A 15,504-nucleotide genomic window follows, 5' to 3' on the forward strand; every position below is an offset into this window, starting at 1 on the left:
GAGATAATATGATATGAAACAAGAATTAGAAGACTATTTCAAAAGAAAATATGCGAGGTGGAGGGAGTATAAAAATTCTTTCCCTATGATTAGCTGGGATGAGGAAGTGCCTTCGTTTATGTATGTAGGAGAAATTAACAACGAAAATTATGTTCAATGGAAGGCGATTCCAAAAGTTGAGATCTATGAATTCAGTGAAATTAGGGATGAGTATAATATTGAGTTGCATCCTGATATCAAAGAATATTTTAATTCGTATTGGTTTCTTGAATTAACCGGAAGGTATGAAGATTACAGTGTCATACTGGAACCCGTTGTACCAGGAATGGGTTTAAGAGATTTTTATCGTAACTTAAAAGAATATTATCACAGTCATGGGAATCAACCAAAATATATCCCTATTGGATTTGAATCGGATGGCTTTATTATTTTGGTAGATAATGAAACAGGCGAAGTATTAATTGAGGATCATGAAAGAGGGACATACGAAAAAATAGCTGAAAACTTGGCAGCATTAATTAAAGAGATGTAGTTTGATTTTCTTGGGAATTACGGATACTTAGATTAAATTTTATAGGAGAAGGTTTATAATTGTCTTATTGCTTATGACGGATTGTAGTATGAAGCGAAAAATGTGCTCAAAATTTTAATTGCTCAAGCAATCACTTTATTATGTAGAAGGTCTATTCCTATTAGGGATAGGCCTGTTTTATAATCTGTGGTTCAGAACTGAACCCAATTCGGTGATGCTGTAGACAGACGAATAACTACACTTATGATGCGTTTAATCGGACGATTCGAGTTGAGCAAGCAGATGGCGATGTGTTACAGCACGGGTACGACCCGGAAGGCTTGCGAAGCAGACTGGATACGAACGGAAGTGTAAGCCACTTCGTGCATGACGGCTGGCATATCGTAAATGAGTTGGACGAAACGGAGCGAGTGCAGGCATCTTATATACGCGGTCATGAGTGGCTAACACAACTGGACGATCAGGGGATGTGGCTTATTATGTAAATAATATCCACGGTGACGTAACCCACCTGACCGGACAAGAGGGTCAGATCCTGAACGCGTACACCTATGATGCTTTCGGGAACACATTGTCTGCAAGAGAGCAACGTGTCAATCCGTTCCGTTATGCGGGAGAAATGCAGGATGCGCTGACGGGACATTACTATCTGCGCGCCCGGTTTTATAACCCACTGATTGCTCGGTTCACGCAGGAAGACACGTACCGTGGCGATGAATTGAATCTATATGCGTATGTCGCTAACAACCCAATCCGATATGTAGACCCGAGTGGGTATATGTGTGAGGTTAAGGGTGAAACCTGTACTATTCCAAAAGATAAAGTTGTTAAAGAGTATGATGTGGTACCCTATAGACTGACAACTGGGAAATATGGGCTTGAAAATCATCATGGTGTAATGAATGGGCTAAACAAAATGTACCGGGATATACTACATTTGTAAACGTGTCTCCTACAGTAGCTTTAAGTGTAGACAACCATAAGCTGACCAAAGAGATTTTTAGAGAATGGAGTCGAGAGAATTACGGTAGACCAGTTGGGGCTAAGATCGAATGGACTAAGATGTCTCCACAACAAATTCAAAAACTTTCTGAAGATATGTTTAATGCTTCTAAAACTCCCGATTCTGCACGTAGAGAATATTACAGAACGTTGAATCAATTTTTGTACAATTTACCTTCGTCGGGGGTAACGAGTAGGACTCAGAAAATGGAATTTTCAAATCAAATAAGGGATCTAATTTATAGGTGAAAATACAATCACAAAGGAGAATAATAAATGAAAATAAAAACTATTGTTAAACAAATTGAACAATTCGATGATTGTATGATTTCTCCTCCTATAGGTTTACCTAGACTCAGTGAGAACCATATACTTCCTGAAGATGTGAAAGAGTTTTATCAAATATGTGGAGGGATAAAACTGTTTGAAGAGAAAGATTTTGGAGTTGATATTGTTTCTCCAGAAAAATTTGTTTTGGCAAACCCGGTCATAGTTAATGAGTTGTGCGAATATGATATTTCTTCTAATTGGTACATTATAGCTGATGATCGTAATGGAGATTTTCTTACAATGGATCTTCATAAAGGTAGATTAGGGAGATGCTACGATAGTCACTGGGATACACATGCTGTTGCAGGAAGTTGTGCGATCATTTCTAATAGCTTTACAGAATTACTAAGTAATCTTGTTGAAACGAAGGGGCAAGGGACTACATGGTTTTGGGATGAAGATGATTTTGAACCATTAGGAGACGCATATGATAATCTAACGAATGAATAGAGTTGTAACGTGGTACGGTTTATAATTATCACTTGTATTGTTTGTCTGCTTTAGATTTTTATATAGGAAGAGATAGTTAATATATCTTCCGTTCAGAAAGTACATTGAGTCGATACTTGATTGTAGTATGAAGCGCAAAATGTGCTCGAAATTTTAATTGCTCAAGCAATCACTTTATTATATCGAAGGTCTATTCCTATTAGGAATAGGCCTGTTTTATAATCTGTGGTTCAGAACTGATTTCAATTCGGTGATGCTGTAGACAGACGAATAACCTACACTTATGATGCATTCAACCGTACCATTCGAGTCGAGCAAACAGATGGCGGTGTTGTACAGCATGGTTACGACCCGGAAGGTTTGCGAAGCAGACTGGATACGAACGGAAGTGTAAGCTACTTCGTGCATGACGGCTGGCATGTCGTCAATGAGTTGGATGAAACGGAGCGAGTGCAGGCATCTTATGTACGCGGTCATGAATGGCTAACACAACTGGATGATCAGGGCGATGTGGCTTATTATGTGAATAATATTCACGGTGACGTAACCCACCATACCGGACAAGAGGGCAAGATCCTGAACGCGTATACCTACGATGCCTTCGGGAACACATTGTCTGCAAGAGAGCAACGTGTCAATCCGTTCCGTTATGCGGGAGAAATGCAGGATGCGCTGACGGGACATTACTATCTGCGCGCCCGGTTCTATAACCCGCTGATAGCTCGGTTCACGTAGGTGGTGGAGGACAGGCTGTACCTGTTCCTACTCCAATACACCCTGGTTCAGGGGGGATACACAATGTGGAGAAGAAACTTGGTATTTGGGGGAACGATTCTATGTATGCTGAACTATTACAAAAATTTATTAAGTAGGTGGACTGAAAACATGATTATCAGATCAATGGAAAACTATTTTGACAGGTATATCACTACTTGGAAAGAGTTTAATGGAACTTTGCCTCAAACCTCTTGGTTGGGAGAAGAAGGACAGAGGTTGTATGTTGGTGAAAAAGATAAAGAAGGCTATATTAGCTGGCTGCCAACCAAAAAAGATGATATTACAAGTTTCCATTCTATTGAACAAAAATTTAATATAAGATTTACTGAATCAGTAGAGCAATATTATAACTCGTATTATTTCTTTCAAATGGCAGGTTGGATTAAGGAGTATAATATAAATCTTAATCCTGTCATCCCGGAGAGTGAACCGGAAACCTTTTTACAAAGACTTTCAAACTATATAGAGGAACATAATGGTGAAAATAATTATATTCCCATGGGGATAGAATCTAATGGTCTAATAGTTGTGCTGAATAATATCTCAGGAGAAGTGTGTTTAGAGGACTTTGAAGCAGGAAGGTTTGAATCTTTAGGTTTAAGATTAGATGAATTAATTTTAAATTTGTGTTTTGGTAATTAATAATATTTAGTATGAACTTAAGGAGTAGATTAATAATACTTCTTAAGTTCTTTCTTTTTCTATTCTGGACAAATAAGAAAAAGTAAATCCATGGTGACGTAATCCTCCTGACGGGACAATATAGCCAGATTCTGAACGCGTATATGTGTGATGCCTTTGGGAACATGCTGTCCGTAAGAGAGGAACACAGCAAGCCGTTTCTAATATAAGGGAGAAATGCAAAACGGACTCACGGGACATTACTATCTGCAGTGTCAATAATGGCTATTATCATATAACCGTGTACAGTAGCTTACCTGAATCTAAGATTAGGGGGATGATAAAAAGATATATTTATATGTTTAACAAGTTAGTTTTTGTCTGCGAAATTCTATATTACGGAGTGCCAACATTTTAATAAAGAATACACGAAGTTCTATGTTGTGATGACTTAATATAATTAAGATTGTGAAAATAGCTGAACAATATAAAACAGGAAACCGATGAATAATTTAGAAGGTTATTCAGAAACTTCGATGACAAATAACGATTACATATAGCATCATAGAGAAATGACAGGGAGTGAGCAAATGGAATTTGAGTTTCATATTACAGTGAATGATTTAACGTTTGAAGAGAAGGAAAGCTTTATTGAACAGTGTCAGGTGGAGCAAGTTAAACCGGTTATGATCGTGCTGGATCAGGGTGAATACATCCATCAGCCGATGATTACAGGCTTAATACATAGTACTGATTTTGATGAAGTGAACAGCATTATTAAACAGATGGTCACAAGGTACCAAGGTAACGGCTTTACAGTTGTACGAACAAAGGTAGAGGTTCCAGCGAAGGAAGAGAAGTATTTTCATCAGCGAATAGTTGCGCATTCTACCCCGTATTTTGAATGGCATGGCAAAGTACAGGTGGATGATGTAGAAAGATTAAAGGAGCTATGTGAAGGCGATGGTGGGCATATTTCTAGGAACTCGCTGAATGCAAATGGGAAAATTAGATTTGTTACGGTCAGAGAATATAATAGTTCTGAAAAATTCTACAGCAGAGTAGAGAAGATACATAATATCTTACAGCAGAACAAAATCGAACTGATAAAACAGCAATATGAACTGTGCATCTATGACAGTTGGGAAGAACTGGATCGTGGATGGATCTAACCGAATGTTGAGTACGATGAATAGAGGAGGAGAACAGGTGTCTGGAAAAAATGTGCAATTACATAGCTTGAATGAGGATGAAAGATTCATTGTTGTGTTAGAAGCTCTATTGAAGCGTGCCTCTCTAGTAAATAGCCCATTTGTATTAAAAGGAAGTTTGCTGACAAGACAGTATTTGGAGAATCCCAATGTTCGTTATGTTGATGATATCGACTTTTTGTATTTAGGTCGAATTGAGACCGAGGACCAGGCCAATGAAATATTTACAGACTGGATGATCCGGGTAACGGAGATGGACCTGAATGACGGTATCGTATTCCGAAGCTTTAGTGAGAATGCCTTCTGGCGCAGAATTGACTACGCGATGGCGGATGATTTTCCAACGGTGAACACGGAGCTTGCCTTTTATATTGATAGTGAATCAAGGAGAGAAAATGAGTATGAAGATGAGGATGAGCTGCATCTTGATATATCCTTTAACCTCGAATTGAATGAGAAGTCTATTGCTCTATCGTACCAACCTATGGTTGGAGAAGCTTTTGTCGTACCTCACACCGTGCCACTCTCCATTCAAATCGCTTGGAAGCTGCATCAAACGATAGTGAGGCCCCGATTCAAAGACTTGTATGATTTGCAGCATCTGTTGTCTAACCCGTCATACGATCAACAGGCTCTGCAGGAGACACTACAGACCCTGGTCAACGAGTGCAATATAGACCCAGCAATTACAAGAGAGGATATGAAAAAGGTGCTGGTTAACGATCTGCATGATGTGTATTCGAGGTTAAACTACGATTACGACCTGCAATATTATGCAGGAAGTCGCAGTCCTGAAGTGTACTTTATGGAGTTTGTTTCGGAGCTCCGCAAAACGATGAATCACGCCGGGATTAATAGTTACGCGTATGATCATTTACCAAGTTGTACTACGCACAAATAGAGCTTCTCATTTACAAGTAAGCTTAATCATTGTTTGTTTAACCGTAGATGAATTTGAAAGGAACACCCTATCTCCGATACAATGTTCTCATAGAGTCTGAGAGAATGGATCCAATATGGCTCAGAAATGGAGAATTACAATATGACTGATTTTATCAACGCTGACGATATTAACGACGTAATTTTGGCTGCGGCTGCTTCAGAGCTGGAGCAGATGGTGGACAAAATTTGTGAACTGATCGGTACGCCTTTGGAACAGACAACAGAGCTGGAGCGTCAGGTGATGGCTGCTTTCGGTTTTGGGGCTGTATATGGCATTACCCATCGGGATCAACTTGCGGAGCCGCAGGCTCATGCACTGAGTATCCGGATGCTGATTAAACCGTTTAACTATAGTGAGCAGCAGGCTGTGGATTTTGCCGATGATCTGATCCGGGTGGCTTCAGACCGTGAGGTGCACCCCGTGATGAACACGATTATTCATCGTGGGATTGATGGACACCGTCAATTTAACCAGGAAGACGATGAAGGGTTGGGTCGCAACATTCAGGAGATTTTGGCGGCGGTACAACCGGAAAGAAATTGAAGAAGCAGAGCGTTCACCCTTTCATGTAGTGGTACAGACAGTATATGTCTAATGAATTGTTAACTTAATTGGGAGATGATCGCAATGGATCTGATGAAATTAAGCAAGGAACTTTCCTACGCCTTGCGTCACGCCCCATGGGAGTATGAGCTGGAGCTGGACGAAGAGGGATGGGTGGAGATTCCGCAATTGCTGGTGGCTTTACATGAGAGTCCACAGTGGAAGGACGTCACGGAAGCGGATCTGGAGCAGATGATTCAAGCTTCGGAGAAAAAGAGACATGAAATCCGTTCTGGCCGCATCCGCGCATTATATGGTCATTCGACTCCGCAAAAGATATCCAAAACACCTGCCGATCCACAGGAGATACTCTATCATGGCACGCCATTGCGGTCGGTTGCTTCCATTATGGAGCAAGGTTTGCAGCCTCGGCAGAGGCAGTATGTTCATCTGTCCGCAGATATGGATACCGCCAATCAGGTGGGACGAAGACGTGATGATCAGCCAGTAATACTGAAGATTAACGCGGCTCAAGCGGCTAAGGACGGAATTCTTTTCTATCATGGAAACGAAAATATTTGGCTGGCCGATCACATTCCGGCACGATATATCGAGCAATGATCGATGTAACGGTTATGGAGAATACCGATATCTAAATCGAGAATTCAAGTCGCAATCGGACCGGTTCAATGTACAGTTATCCGATTAACTGCTATATCGTTTTAAAGATTGTTTTATAACACTAAAAGGGACACATCCAACATTCGTTGGTGTGTCCCTTTTTGATATCCATTCTATTCTCTTCTATTTAAACTTACTTGCCCAAAATCGCTTTAACACCCTCGCTCAATGGTTGAGCCGGACGGCCAAGCAATTTCTCTAGTGTATCGCTCTCTACAGCCAGAGCGCCTTCACGGATAGCACTTTGCATATCAACGAGCATGGAGACTACAAAGTCAGGCAGACCTGCACCTTTCATGATGTCCGCATACGCGGCATCGTCTACGTTTTGCACGTCGATGTCCTGTCCAAGCACTTCCCCAACGATGGCTGCAAGCTCAGCTTGGGTACGAAGTTTACCAGACAACTCATATACTGAATTCTCATGTCCCTCACCTGTCAGTACTACAGCGGCAGCATGCGCATAATCACTGCGAGTAGCCCAGCCCACTTGGCTGGCGTTAGTTGCATGCACCCAAGGTGCGCCCTGGGAAGCTGCTTGAACGCTGCCTGCTTCATTTTCCAGGTACCAGTTGTTGCGCAGGAAGGAATAAGGAATGCCGGATTCGCGGATAGCCTGTTCTGTGGCACGATGTACTTCAGCCAAGGAAAGGGTGTTTTTCTCCGCATTCACAACGCTGGTATAAGCGATGAATCCAACGCCTGCCTTTTTGGCAGCGTCCACGGCAGCTTGATGTTGGCGAATACGTGTTTCATTGTCACCGTCTGTGGAGATCAGCAGCAGCCGATCCACGCCTGCAAATGCTTTTTCCAGCGTTTCCGGTTGATCGAAATCACCTTGACGAACGTCAACACCTTGAGCGCGCAATGCTTCCGCTTTCTCCGGGTTGCGTACACTTACAGCCAAATCCCCAGCAGATACCGTTTTTAACAGTGCTTCTACGGCCAGTGAACCTAAATGACCTGTTGCTCCAGTAACTAAAATTTTCATTGTATTTTCCTCCTATAAGGTATATTTTGTGTCGACACAAAAGTGAATGTCAACTACATGAATAGATGTAATCGTATTTGTTATAACAGGTGTGATTACAACGAAAGGTTTAAAAAAAGCTCGTAATGAGCTTTTTTTATTCAGAGACGTGAACCTGATCCATCATCTGTTGTATCGTTACACGTTTCAAACGCTGCTCCATAGCTAGCTGAGCCTCAATGAGTTCGGCGCGCAAGGTTTGTTCGATCATGCTGCCAACCGGACAATTTGGGTTTGGATGCTTGTGAAAGTTAAACAGCTCGCCATCCTCCACAACCTCAAGTGCATGATAGATATCCAAAAGGGTAATGTCCGCTGGGTCCTTCAACAAAGAAGCACCGCCGACACCAGGTCTGACCTCAATCAGGCCGGCCTGTTTCAGCTTGGACATAATGCGCCGAATAATGACGGGATTGGTATTCACGCTTTTGGCGATAAAATCTCCCGTGCACTCATTGGGCACAACAGCGATCAGGGACAGCGTATGAACCGCAATGGAAAAGCGACTGCTGATTTGTTTCATGCATGATCACCACCGTTGTAACTATAATAGTTACAAATGAACGCGATGTCAATTATAAATTTCGAATTAGCTAAGTGTATTGAGTTCTCCGTTCTCATTTCGGATACATCTCAACCCTTAACCGCCCCGGAAGTCAGACCACCCACAATATATTTTTGCCCAATCAGGAACACAATCAACACAGGCAGGGACGTAAGCACGATATCCGCACTGACCAGATTCCACTGAGCACTGAACTGTCCGAAGAAGTTATAGACAGCGAGCGTCATTGGCCACATCTCGACGGTATTGAGCATGTAGAGTGGGGCGGTAAACTCATTCCAGACACTCAGGAAATTAAGAACAAATACCGTAACCAGTACAGAGGTTAACAAAGGCACAATAATTCTGAGAAACAGCTTGATTCCGTTGCATCCGTCCATGATCGCTGCTTCATCCAGCTCTTTTGGAATATTGGATACAAACGCATATGTGATGAATAGCGAGATCGGAATGCCCATCGCCGTATAGAGCAGAATCATGCCCACATGCGAATTAATCATGCCCAGCGACTTCATGACCTCCATTAATGGAATGTAGTTCAATGGCAGCGTAATGCCCAGAATGAGAAAGAAATATAGGAACTTGCTTAGCTTTGAATAATTTCGTGATAACGTGAAGGCCGAGAACGCTACAACAAACACCAGCAGCAGGGAAGAAGCCGTTGAATGCAGCAGACTGTTGAAAAAGGAACCACCCAGGTGTCCCTGCTCATAGACGATTTTATAATTTTCAAAGATGAACTTCTCAGGCAGGGTCAGTTTGAGCACTTTGGCTTCGGCATCGGATTTGAATGAATTCAGTACTATGACGACAAAAGGAATCAGGACCACCAGGCTAAGCAGCCAGGCGAGTACATTTAATCCGATGGAAACCAGCCGTTTTTTCACACGCATCTAGTATTCCACCTTTCGGTTCATCAAGCGGATGATGAAGAAGGAGATGATCGCCATAATGACAAACAGAATCGTGGATAATGCACTGCCAAGTCCCCAATAGCCTTTAGCAAAAGAGGAATACACCGCTGTGTTAATCACATCAGTCGCATTGCCCGGTCCGCCGTTGGTCAGTACATATACCGCATCAAATACACGCAGGCCATATGTAATATTGAGTACCGTGGCGATGGTAATCGTCGGCATCAGCATTGGGATCGTGATTCGAAACAGCTTCTGCCAGAAGCCGGCACCGTCAATCGATGCCGCTTCATAATAATCGCGAGGAATGGCGAGTAGTCCAGCAATGAACAGCACCATAATGTACCCCATGCCTTTCCACGTATCCACCGCCATAATGGATGGCATTGCCCAAGTAAGGGAGCCCAGCCAGTTCTGGGCCAGAACGTCTAGCCCCAGCGAACGCAGCGTCACGTTAACGAAGCCGTTGTTGGGATCGAGCAGGCTTTTGAAGACCAGGCCAACAATCAGGAACGAAAGTACTTGGGGTGAAAATATGATCATGCGATGTAGATTCGCAGCCTTCACACCGCTAACCAGCAATAGAGCTAGAAATAGGCCCAGAACCGTCTTGGCGATCGAAGTAATCAGAGTGAAAAGGACGGTATTCTTAATAAAAAGTAAATACGTTGGGTCACCCGCCAGAATGGTTCGGAAATGCTCCAGACCAATAAAGTTTTTCTCCGAACTGTAGCTGTTCCAATCGGTGAAGGAATAATAGATGCCCAGCAGGGCGGGAGCGACGATGAACAGCAGATACAGCACAATCGCTCCAGATGAGAAATACCAAGGATATATCTTATTTACATTCATAAACTGATACACCTGTCCTTCCTGCCAAAATGCATGAATGCATGGCGCCTCACCTCGCTGCATGTGATGGTAGTAGCCACAAGCCTCATGTGTTTACCCAGAATATGCGCTGTTATTGCCACGCATCATCTTTCAGCACTTTGGCTTGTTCAGCCCTGCGTTTATCAATATTTTGCAGAATCTGATCCGGGGTCATCGCTCCGGCGAACATGCCGGAAAGATCCTTGCCGATATCCATCCATTGCGGATCAATGTACTTTACAGCGGCTTGCATGACCGTGCCTTTCTCATGATTTTTCTCATAATCGATATAGTCCTGTGTCAGCTTCGGTTCAATTTCCGGCCAGCAGATGGTCAGGTTGCCTTCACCCCCATCGAATACACGCTGCAGATGATCATGCTCCGTGATCCACCGGAAAAACTTCAGTACCTCTTCCGGGTGCTTGCTGTTTTTGTTGCCAAACATCGCAGCCGAACCGCCTGGATTCACACCAATCGTCTGATTATCGCCCCATGGCATCACGAAAAATCCCATATTGTCCTTCATGTCCGGATAGGCCTCAGACACTTCCTTTTCAGTGCCTGGAACTCGAAGCAGCATGGCTGCTTTCTCCTGACCAAAGGCTTCAATGCCAGCCTCGACCGTATTGGACAGAAAATCCTTGCCGAAGTAACCAAGATCCGCAAATTCCTTTAACTGCTCGATGACCGTCTTGAGCTGCGTCAAATCCGCGACCTTCATCTCATTGTTGTTCAGCTTCTCGTACGTTCCCGGCGTTGCTTGCTCATAGTTTGGGCCGGTTTCAAACAATGGCAGTACCTGATACCATCCGCTGGCAGGTGCCTGATAGAACGGAATGATATCCTTGTCCTTGATCTTCTGACTGATTGCCTTGAACTCGGCGTAGGACGTTGGAGGCTGGATACCGAGCTCTTCAAAAATGCGTTTGTTATAGTACACATACCAGATTTTCGATGGTGCAAAAGAAACTCCATACACCTTCTCTTTATAGCTAACCGTTGGTAAAATCTCTTCGGACATGCGTCCTGTAAATTCCTCATTGGTCAGATCAATTGCATTTTCCTCAGGTCTTACGTTGGCAGGCATGCTCAGCGGGTCCACATCCACATTGAAAATATCTGGAGCTTCGCCTGAGGCAAGCTTCACCTTAATCAGGTCACGCCACTGGGCATCAGGGACCACCTGAAAGTCAATTTTCACACCCGTTTCCTGCTCATATTCTTTCGCCATCGTTTGCATGATACCCGTACGTGGAATGCCGCTCTGACTTGTTCCGAACGTTAGTGTTACCTTCCCTGAACCTTCGGAACTTTTACCGGAGTTGCACCCGGCAAGAAGCAGGCTGGACAGCAGCAGCGCACCTACGAGGGATAATAGAAATCGTTTTCTCATCAATGAACCTCCCATGGAATAAAGAATAATAGCTCTTGCCGAAACGCTTCATGTAAGCGTATTCTTATGTGGATAACTTTACGCGGAACGAAGAATGTGCTCAATAGACAAAAGCGTTCTGTTGGGTGGACATTTTCGAGTAAGTTGCAAGACATCATCCAATAACGAGGTGTGAGATGGTTAAGTACCGATTCCGGACGCTTCAGCAAAGTCTGTTTGCCTACTACTCTGCGGTATTTATTGTATTTTCATTGATTGTAGCCAGTCTCTTGTATGTTTTTCTTGCCAATGACATTCGTAGTCGAAGTGCCGAACAGCAGAAACAGCTGGGGAACTCGATGGTGGGCAATCTGGATCAGGAGATCGTCAAAATGAATAATTTCTCCATGAACATCGTATATTCCAATCTGGTCAAGGAGCACTTCAGTCACTATTTATCTCCAGCGGAGAACAACGAACAGACGCTCACAAGTGACCCGGCGTTTTACAAGGATACAACAACGCTGATTGATGTCATTCTGGCGATCATTAGCAGCTCCAACACAGCCAAACAAGCTAATATCTATGATGTGAACGGTAAAATGCTGGGTGCCGGTGCGTTCAATGGACAGCTGTCTGTAGATCTGACCCAAAGACCGTGGTACGAGGAAACGTGGGCGCGCAACGGCTGGCGTGTCATAAGTTTACTGGATGGTGGGGCATTACCGATGCCAACAGGGCAGGGGGAGTCAGGTAAACCATATCTCTCCCTTACCCGGGTGTATAAGGATGGAAATTATGTCTCGCAAGGAGTAGTGGAAATTTTGCAGGATGCCGGAACCCTGTTCCAGCATTTGAATGAGGTGCAAGCGGGGAACGAAGATCTGAGTGTCTATGTATTGAATGAACGTAATGAGCTGTTATATCCTTTTTTGTCCAATGAACATCCGTTAAATGCACCCCATTCCGACGTTGTTAACTTGATTCGTAACGACCGCTATCCACCAGAAACGATGCAAGAAGTGGTAGATCCCAAAGGAAATTCAAAGCAAATGATGACCTACACGACCTCGCAGGAGACCGGATGGACGGTTATCGTGATGCAGTCCAAACAATCCCTGTTTGCGAATCTGAATCGCATGGCTTTTCTGTTTATGGGGGCAACTTTAGCTACCTTAATTCTTATTCTGCTCCTCTCATATCTGATCTCCAAACGTGTTACCTTACCGCTCCACCGTTTGCAGCGCATTATTCAGAAAACTGGCCTCCACGATCTGACCACAGGTCAGGACTCTGGCCAGTTGTTCAAGTTGGAATATCCGGGTTCCATCCGTGAGATGGATGAGTTGAATGATACCTTTATTCAATTGAATCAACAGCTTGTGCAATCCTTCCAAGACATGCTGGCGATCAAATCTCAGGAAACGGATGCCAGATTGCTGGCGTTGCAGTCCCAGATGAACCCTCATTTTCTGTATAACAACATTACGAACATCAGCATCATGGCGGAAGAGGGCATGAATGAACAGATCGTTGCGTTCTGTGGTCACATTGCATCCATGCTGCGTTACATCTCGGCTCCGAACAAAAGCGGTGTTCCATTGGAAAAAGAAATCGACTACTGTGAGCGATATTTGAAGTGTATGAAAATTCGGTTCGAAGATGATCTGCTTTATGAATTCCATGTTCCGGACTTGATGAAAAATCTTCAGGTCCCCATGCTGCTCATTCAGCCTTTGCTGGAAAATGTCATGAAATATGGACTGCGTGATACTCCACCCTGGAAACTGCATATCATTGGAGAGCTGGACACTTTGCAGGAGACCTGGCTAATGACAGTGGAAGATAACGGACCTGGCATGGAACCCGAGGCGCTTACGCTCATCCAGCAGTACATACAACAATCACAGGAATGGGAGCGTATGCCTGAACTTGAGATTAACGGGATGGGATTGAAAAACATCTGGATCAGACTCAAATTATGGTATGGTTCCGCGGCACATATGCATATTAGGAATAAACCTTCTGGCGGCGTCAGCATTACGATTGGCGGTTCCATTCGAAAGGAGCACAGTTAAAACGTATGGTGATGACATATAGAACCATTATTGTGGAGGACGAGGCGTTAATTCGCCGCAATGTGTCCCGGAAATTCAGCGAGCTGGGCACACGGTTTGAGGTTATCGGTGAAGCTAGAAATGGACAGGAAGCATTGGAATTGATTGAATATACAGTGCCTGATCTGGTCGTTACCGATATTCAGATGCCCGTCATGAATGGACTGGAACTGGCGAAACATCTGTATTTTGCCTATCCGCATGTCAAGATCGTGATCCTGAGCGGCCACCATGAGTTTGAGTTTGCACGCCAGGCCATCAGTTACAAGGTAGAGGATTATTTGCTTAAACCCCTTACGGAAGAACAGCTTCGATCTCTGCTGGATGCAATGGAATTAAAGCTTGGCCATGCAGGGGATTCGCTGGCACATGTCAGTGCAATGCTGGATGAGCAGGTGAAGCCGGAGGACATTGCAGAGGCAGTCAAATTGTATCTGAAACAGAACTATATGCATGAAATTACGTTGCAGGACATGGCAGGCCAGATGCATTTTAGTGTGGATTACCTGGGGAAATGTTTCAAAAAGGTGACGGGTGAGACCCCGCTCAAATACATGACAGGGCTCCGAATCAACGAAGCAAAACGCATGCTCGCGGCCTTTGATGATATGGATATCAAGACAGTAGGTAAAGCGGTGGGATATAGTGATTCCCATTATTTTAGCCGTATTTTCAAAAACAAAACGGGACTCTATCCCAGCGAATATCGCCAAAGGTTACAATAACGAAAAAAAGCCCTGTCCATGGCTCTTGAAGAACCACGATGACTGGAGCTAATTATTGTGACAAAGCATCTTCCGTGATTTGGCGGATATCAAATGGGGAACGATTGCCTTCCTCAATGATGTCGGGGAGAATCTGCTCGAGGAAATAGTGTACACAGTGGAGGTCAATATTTTTGATTTTGATCAGGGCATATCGGTACATCACGATAAATTCCTTTTCTGTATTGCCACGCTGCAGTTCAGCAAACGCTTCGTACACCTGATCCATTTTGTCGGCCACTTCCAGAATAAGTCCTTCGACAGAGTTATCTTTGCCTTCACGCAGCTGTCTGCGGAAAATCGGCTGGAATTCTTCAGGAATATTTTCGTTAATAAAATGCTCAACCATGCCTTCTTCTACCTGTTGCAGCATCGAACGAAGCTCCAGTGAATAATGTTTGACCGGCGTTTTGATATCACCGATGAAGATTTCACCATAATCATGACTGCTGGTAATTTCGTAAAGCTTCTTCCAATCGATGGCGACCCCATGCTGTTCCTCAATATCGGCGAGTGTTTTGGCATACTGCACGACTTTCCAGGAGTGGGCGGATACGCTGTGTTCCTCGAACTTGAATTTTCCCGGGGTACGAATAATGCGTTCGAGATCGTTGAGTGATCTAAAGTACGTGTGAATTCCCATGTGTGCAATCATCCTTTTTAGTTATAAGTATGCACTAATTATAACTTGATTATGTCAACTACAGATTAACCCTGATACAGTCGAAGGTAAAGTAGAAGTCGAATCGCTGGACAGCCAAAAGCCATCTTATTCTCTG

19 protein-coding genes and 1 pseudogene are annotated in these 15,504 nt (G+C 43.7%); 14 read left to right on the forward strand and 6 right to left on the reverse strand.

What is annotated here, in order from left to right:
* The first annotated feature begins 13 nt into the window (after positions 1-13).
* The 12 genes and pseudogenes from DC345_RS14680 to DC345_RS14730 all read left to right on the forward strand — a co-directional run bounded on the left by DC345_RS14680 (position 14) and on the right by DC345_RS14730 (position 7,030).
* Entirely contained in the window at positions 14-532 is a 519-nt protein-coding gene (locus DC345_RS14680; protein ID WP_113053719.1) for a SecY-interacting protein Syd, read from the forward strand.
* Between the two features lie 290 nt (positions 533-822).
* Positions 823-1,017 (forward strand): hypothetical protein, encoded by a 195-nt coding sequence (locus tag DC345_RS14685; RefSeq protein WP_408892437.1) that lies wholly within the window; start codon positions 823-825, stop codon positions 1,015-1,017.
* The gene (locus tag DC345_RS14690) at positions 972-1,475 is read left to right on the forward strand and encodes an RHS repeat-associated core domain-containing protein (RefSeq protein ID WP_113053721.1); all 504 of its coding nucleotides are present in this window, start codon (positions 972-974) and stop codon (positions 1,473-1,475) included. Before DC345_RS14685 ends, DC345_RS14690 begins: the two co-directional genes overlap by 46 nt.
* A gap of 2 nt (positions 1,476-1,477) precedes the next feature.
* Positions 1,478-1,783 (forward strand): hypothetical protein, encoded by a 306-nt coding sequence (locus tag DC345_RS32435; protein WP_099859436.1) that lies wholly within the window; start codon positions 1,478-1,480, stop codon positions 1,781-1,783.
* Between the two features lie 27 nt (positions 1,784-1,810).
* Complete coding sequence (locus tag DC345_RS14700; RefSeq protein ID WP_113053722.1) at positions 1,811-2,314, forward strand: SMI1/KNR4 family protein; 504 nt, start codon at positions 1,811-1,813, stop codon at positions 2,312-2,314.
* A 303-nt stretch (positions 2,315-2,617) separates the two neighbouring features.
* On the forward strand, positions 2,618-3,049 hold the full coding sequence (locus DC345_RS14705; RefSeq protein ID WP_472924293.1) for an RHS repeat-associated core domain-containing protein: 432 nt from the start codon (positions 2,618-2,620) through the stop codon (positions 3,047-3,049).
* Between the two features lie 26 nt (positions 3,050-3,075).
* Positions 3,076-3,186, forward strand: a pseudogene (locus tag DC345_RS32440) (hypothetical protein); the annotation flags it as partial.
* A gap of 13 nt (positions 3,187-3,199) precedes the next feature.
* Complete coding sequence (locus tag DC345_RS14710) at positions 3,200-3,733, forward strand: SecY-interacting protein Syd (protein WP_181586597.1); 534 nt, start codon at positions 3,200-3,202, stop codon at positions 3,731-3,733.
* A 569-nt stretch (positions 3,734-4,302) separates the two neighbouring features.
* Positions 4,303-4,884, forward strand: a complete 582-nt coding sequence (locus tag DC345_RS14715; protein ID WP_113053725.1) for a hypothetical protein — start codon at positions 4,303-4,305, stop codon at positions 4,882-4,884.
* 37 nt (positions 4,885-4,921) lie between these two features.
* Complete coding sequence (locus tag DC345_RS14720; protein WP_258530670.1) at positions 4,922-5,824, forward strand: nucleotidyl transferase AbiEii/AbiGii toxin family protein; 903 nt, start codon at positions 4,922-4,924, stop codon at positions 5,822-5,824.
* A gap of 141 nt (positions 5,825-5,965) precedes the next feature.
* Positions 5,966-6,409, forward strand: a complete 444-nt coding sequence (gene imm48 / locus DC345_RS14725; RefSeq protein WP_113053726.1) for an Imm48 family immunity protein — start codon at positions 5,966-5,968, stop codon at positions 6,407-6,409.
* 84 nt (positions 6,410-6,493) lie between these two features.
* A complete protein-coding gene (locus tag DC345_RS14730) occupies positions 6,494-7,030 on the forward strand; it encodes an RNA 2'-phosphotransferase (protein WP_113053727.1) in 537 nt (178 codons plus the stop codon).
* Between the two features lie 193 nt (positions 7,031-7,223).
* Here the strand turns inward: DC345_RS14730 and DC345_RS14735 are convergent, their stop codons facing one another.
* From DC345_RS14735 to DC345_RS14755, 5 genes are all read right to left on the reverse strand, one after another.
* A complete protein-coding gene (locus DC345_RS14735) occupies positions 7,224-8,081 on the reverse strand; it encodes an SDR family oxidoreductase (protein ID WP_113053728.1) in 858 nt (285 codons plus the stop codon).
* A 136-nt stretch (positions 8,082-8,217) separates the two neighbouring features.
* A complete protein-coding gene (locus DC345_RS14740) occupies positions 8,218-8,643 on the reverse strand; it encodes an Rrf2 family transcriptional regulator (protein ID WP_113053729.1) in 426 nt (141 codons plus the stop codon).
* 110 nt (positions 8,644-8,753) lie between these two features.
* Positions 8,754-9,578: a carbohydrate ABC transporter permease gene (locus DC345_RS14745; protein WP_072734532.1), complete on the reverse strand. Its 825-nt coding sequence runs from the start codon at positions 9,576-9,578 to the stop codon at positions 8,754-8,756.
* A complete protein-coding gene (locus tag DC345_RS14750) occupies positions 9,579-10,514 on the reverse strand; it encodes a carbohydrate ABC transporter permease (protein ID WP_258530671.1) in 936 nt (311 codons plus the stop codon).
* A 49-nt stretch (positions 10,515-10,563) separates the two neighbouring features.
* The gene (locus tag DC345_RS14755) at positions 10,564-11,865 is read right to left on the reverse strand and encodes an ABC transporter substrate-binding protein (RefSeq protein WP_113053730.1); all 1,302 of its coding nucleotides are present in this window, start codon (positions 11,863-11,865) and stop codon (positions 10,564-10,566) included.
* 176 nt (positions 11,866-12,041) lie between these two features.
* Between DC345_RS14755 and DC345_RS14760 the strand changes: the two genes are divergently transcribed.
* Both DC345_RS14760 and DC345_RS14765 read left to right on the forward strand, forming a co-directional pair.
* Positions 12,042-13,922, forward strand: coding sequence for a cache domain-containing sensor histidine kinase (locus DC345_RS14760; RefSeq protein ID WP_113053731.1), 1,881 nt, complete (start codon positions 12,042-12,044; stop codon positions 13,920-13,922).
* A gap of 11 nt (positions 13,923-13,933) precedes the next feature.
* The gene (locus DC345_RS14765) at positions 13,934-14,686 is read left to right on the forward strand and encodes a response regulator transcription factor (protein ID WP_258530672.1); all 753 of its coding nucleotides are present in this window, start codon (positions 13,934-13,936) and stop codon (positions 14,684-14,686) included.
* Between the two features lie 52 nt (positions 14,687-14,738).
* Here the strand turns inward: DC345_RS14765 and DC345_RS14770 are convergent, their stop codons facing one another.
* Complete coding sequence (locus DC345_RS14770) at positions 14,739-15,368, reverse strand: YfbR-like 5'-deoxynucleotidase (protein ID WP_113053733.1); 630 nt, start codon at positions 15,366-15,368, stop codon at positions 14,739-14,741.
* Between the last annotated feature and the right edge of the window lie 136 nt (positions 15,369-15,504).

The organism is Paenibacillus taichungensis (assembly GCF_003287275.1).
In the GTDB taxonomy this organism is placed as follows: domain Bacteria; phylum Bacillota; class Bacilli; order Paenibacillales; family Paenibacillaceae; genus Paenibacillus; species Paenibacillus taichungensis_A.

Excerpts from the sequence above, each read along its gene's own strand:
- DC345_RS14750 (WP_258530671.1), bottom strand. The coding sequence starts at position 10,514 with ATGCAGCGAGGTGAGGCGCCATGCATTCATGCATTTTGGCAGGAAGGA.
- DC345_RS14760 (WP_113053731.1), top strand. The coding sequence starts at position 12,042 with ATGGTTAAGTACCGATTCCGGACGCTTCAGCAAAGTCTGTTTGCCTAC.
- DC345_RS14770 (WP_113053733.1), bottom strand. The coding sequence starts at position 15,368 with ATGGGAATTCACACGTACTTTAGATCACTCAACGATCTCGAACGCATT.
- DC345_RS14765 (WP_258530672.1), top strand. The coding sequence starts at position 13,934 with ATGACATATAGAACCATTATTGTGGAGGACGAGGCGTTAATTCGCCGC.
- imm48 (WP_113053726.1), top strand. The coding sequence starts at position 5,966 with ATGACTGATTTTATCAACGCTGACGATATTAACGACGTAATTTTGGCT.
- DC345_RS14715 (WP_113053725.1), top strand. The coding sequence starts at position 4,303 with ATGGAATTTGAGTTTCATATTACAGTGAATGATTTAACGTTTGAAGAG.
- DC345_RS14745 (WP_072734532.1), bottom strand. The coding sequence starts at position 9,578 with ATGCGTGTGAAAAAACGGCTGGTTTCCATCGGATTAAATGTACTCGCC.
- DC345_RS14740 (WP_113053729.1), bottom strand. The coding sequence starts at position 8,643 with ATGAAACAAATCAGCAGTCGCTTTTCCATTGCGGTTCATACGCTGTCC.
- DC345_RS14700 (WP_113053722.1), top strand. The coding sequence starts at position 1,811 with ATGAAAATAAAAACTATTGTTAAACAAATTGAACAATTCGATGATTGT.
- DC345_RS14730 (WP_113053727.1), top strand. The coding sequence starts at position 6,494 with ATGGATCTGATGAAATTAAGCAAGGAACTTTCCTACGCCTTGCGTCAC.
- DC345_RS14735 (WP_113053728.1), bottom strand. The coding sequence starts at position 8,081 with ATGAAAATTTTAGTTACTGGAGCAACAGGTCATTTAGGTTCACTGGCC.
- DC345_RS14755 (WP_113053730.1), bottom strand. The coding sequence starts at position 11,865 with ATGAGAAAACGATTTCTATTATCCCTCGTAGGTGCGCTGCTGCTGTCC.
- DC345_RS14710 (WP_181586597.1), top strand. The coding sequence starts at position 3,200 with ATGATTATCAGATCAATGGAAAACTATTTTGACAGGTATATCACTACT.
- DC345_RS14680 (WP_113053719.1), top strand. The coding sequence starts at position 14 with ATGAAACAAGAATTAGAAGACTATTTCAAAAGAAAATATGCGAGGTGG.